The organism is Sulfuricurvum sp., assembly GCF_028712165.1.
GTDB lineage: Bacteria > Campylobacterota > Campylobacteria > Campylobacterales > Sulfurimonadaceae > Sulfuricurvum.
This window is the reverse complement of sequence record NZ_JAQTQR010000127.1, coordinates 1-2,800: the sequence shown is the minus strand read 5'-3', so window position 1 is coordinate 2,800 and position 2,800 is coordinate 1. Positions and strand designations below refer to the sequence as shown.

Genomic DNA, 2,800 nt, shown 5'->3' with positions numbered 1-2,800 from the left:
CGACCTCGTCACATCTTCCGTCCGTGGGTTAAACTTGATCCAACGGCATATGATGTGAACATTAAGGGATAAAAATCCCTTCCTTCTCTTTCTAATCGGGATTTCTAAAGGGCTTTTTAGCCCTTTAGGCTACAATCCTACAATCACTTTTAAAGGCTTAATCGTTATGGATGAGATCATTGCTCGAAGCAATATTTACGCATTGCTGTCTCGAATATTACTCCAAGAATTGGATGATGATGTTTTAGAGACACTCAAAAACGACCCGACTGTTTTAGAATTTTTTCCCCATTGGGAAGCATGGGAACAACGTACAACTCTTTCCAATAAAGAGATTTTGGAAGAGTACTTTAACCCTGATTTTACGAATCTATCGATTTTGCATTTAGTACCGTATGAGACATTTTATACACGAAGCGACCAAATGATTGAAACCGGGGGCGCGAATCCGGTAACGGATATTTACAGTGCGTACGACTTTTTAGTGGACTATGAAGTTGCGCGTGTCGTATCGGCGGATCACATCGGGATTGAACTTGAATTTATGCACCATTTATGTGAAGCGCAGAAAAAAGCATTGAGTGAAAACGATATTGAAGCTGTGGCTGAACTCAAAAAAGTGCAGCACCACTTTTTGAATACGCATCTTCTCCGCTGGGCTCCGATGTATCTAATCAATATGAAATATGAGGCTCGAACCCCATTGTATTACGATGCAGCTGAAACCGCATTGGAATTTATTCTCAGTGATAATGAAACTTTGAGCGCAGAGGTCTAAAAAACATATGGGATTGTTGAGCTTATCACCTGCACGATGTGTCCGCGCACTCAGTGTCAACTCTATTTGTACATTATGTGCTGATGTTTGTCCGACCGGTGCTATTGTACTGAGCGGACGTCTGCCTTCAATCAACCAATCAACGTGCGTCGGATGTGCAGGGTGCGTCTCATCCTGTCCAACGGAAGCTCTGGCACAGGATGATTTCAATCCTACTGATTTTTTCTTCGATTTTGTGAGTGATACGTCGTTGCTGGTTTCATGTCAGAAAAATGTACCCTGTGTAGCGGCACTGGGTAGTGAGCATTTGATTGCATTGTGCGGTATGAAGAAAGGTCTTAATCTTGATATCGGGCATTGCGGTTCATGTTCAATCGGAGAACCGATTTTACGTGATCTTCGAGTGCGTGTTGAGAATGTCAATTATTGCCTTGAAGCGATGGAATCCGAGTATCGTGTCGATCTGGTTGAAGAAGCGTACACTGAGAATGAGAAATCTGAAGCAACACCGGATCGAAGAGATTTTTTCAAAACCTTTCATCTCAAAAAAATCGGTGCTTATAAAGCAAATTTTGAGCGTGAAGTACAGATGAGTACGGATGAATTTATTTCTCACACCCTTGACAGTACGCATACACAAGGGCTACGAACAAAAAAAATTACCGATCGACGAAAAGTTTTTTTTACGGCACTTAAACGGCTTGAAAAGCCCTCAATATATCATGTAGTTGATGGGGAACGAATAACGTTTACTTCTCAAAAACTCATGGATGAAACGAAATGTACCGCGTGTGAAATGTGTTATCGGGTTTGTCCTACTGGGGCGTTAACGTCTGATATGCGCAATTCTAAGATCGATTTTGATCCATTTTTATGTGTCAAATGTCATCTATGTCATGACGTATGTGAAAGTGATGCGATAACGGTATCGTCATCGTATAATCTCAAAGAGTGGTACACACCGACGGTTCAAAATTTAGTTACCTATTTGGTACGACGATGCAATGAATGTGACGCAATGTTTAGCTCTGTCGGTGGCGAGAAAATTTGTCGCAGATGCCGTCTTGAAGAGGAAGAAGCATTAGAATTATGGGGCTTAAGCAATGATGAACAACGATAATTCGATTACGGTCGAGACAAAATTATTTGGCTTTATTGCCGAAGAGGCACACAGTAACCGATTCTCATCGATGATGAACAAAATGTTTAAAGCTGACGGGATTAATGCAATGGTTATTCCGATGAATATCCGTCCGGATGATGTTGCATTTACAATTTCACAAATGAGGCATTCGAAACTAAACGGTGCGGTAATCGGATCTGAGTATCAAGGTGAAGCCATCAGCTTGGTTGATACGTCGTCGGAGTTTGCACAAGAACACGGTTTGGTTGATTTGATTACCATTGAAAACAATGAACTCTCCGGTGATCTGATCATGCCGAGGGCACTGGAACAGTATGCTGAGCGTGAGGATTTCAAAGATGACATTGCACTGCGGTCTCTAAGCCGCTATTTTTATGATTTAATACGAGGAGATAGAGAATGAAAGAAAACGATTACAGCGATTTAAGAGCTGAATTTGATGAGTTTGTCCGAGGTAAATGTGATACAGGTTCATGTGAAACGAGCAGTGAAAATGATCCTGAGGAAGAGCCGGTTCCGGGCTTTGTAGATGAACTCTCGGATAAACTGTTGTCTCCATACCATTGCGGTGCCTATTTGTCACGTTTAGACATTAAAAGAGTTGCTGAAGCGATCGATGAATCGATTCCTATCAAAGAACGTAAAAAAATGATTAAAGCGCTCTTCCGACATACGACAAAAAAAGCGTATTTGCGCAGTGCCTTTGATGAGTTTAACCGTCATTTCGGAGGTCGTGTTTTGATCTATCAAGAGCTCTCAGAGGCGTTTCCGGCATCAAAAGCTATTTTCGATGAAAATATTACTAAGATTAAAATGACTCAAAAGATTTTAGATCAAATTATCGAAGATTTTGAAGAGATTGAACCGACAGACGATCC

The 2,800-nt window shown here is 41.3% G+C and carries 4 protein-coding genes; all 4 read left to right on the top strand.

The genetic code is table 11. From position 1 onward, the window contains the following. Positions 1-166 precede the first annotated feature (166 nt). Complete coding sequence (locus PHP90_RS13925) at positions 167-778, top strand: molecular chaperone TorD family protein (protein ID WP_299931091.1); 612 nt, start codon at positions 167-169, stop codon at positions 776-778. A gap of 7 nt (positions 779-785) precedes the next feature. Further along, entirely contained in the window at positions 786-1,898 is a 1,113-nt protein-coding gene (locus PHP90_RS13920) for a 4Fe-4S binding protein (protein WP_299931090.1), read from the top strand. Further along, positions 1,882-2,325 (top strand): hypothetical protein, encoded by a 444-nt coding sequence (locus PHP90_RS13915; protein WP_299931089.1) that lies wholly within the window; start codon positions 1,882-1,884, stop codon positions 2,323-2,325. The genes PHP90_RS13920 and PHP90_RS13915 overlap by 17 nt, the downstream gene beginning before the upstream one ends. After that, positions 2,322-2,800, top strand: a 479-nt coding sequence (locus tag PHP90_RS13910; RefSeq protein WP_299931088.1) for a hypothetical protein, incomplete at its 3' end; no start/stop codon positions are given. The genes PHP90_RS13915 and PHP90_RS13910, both read left to right, overlap by 4 nt.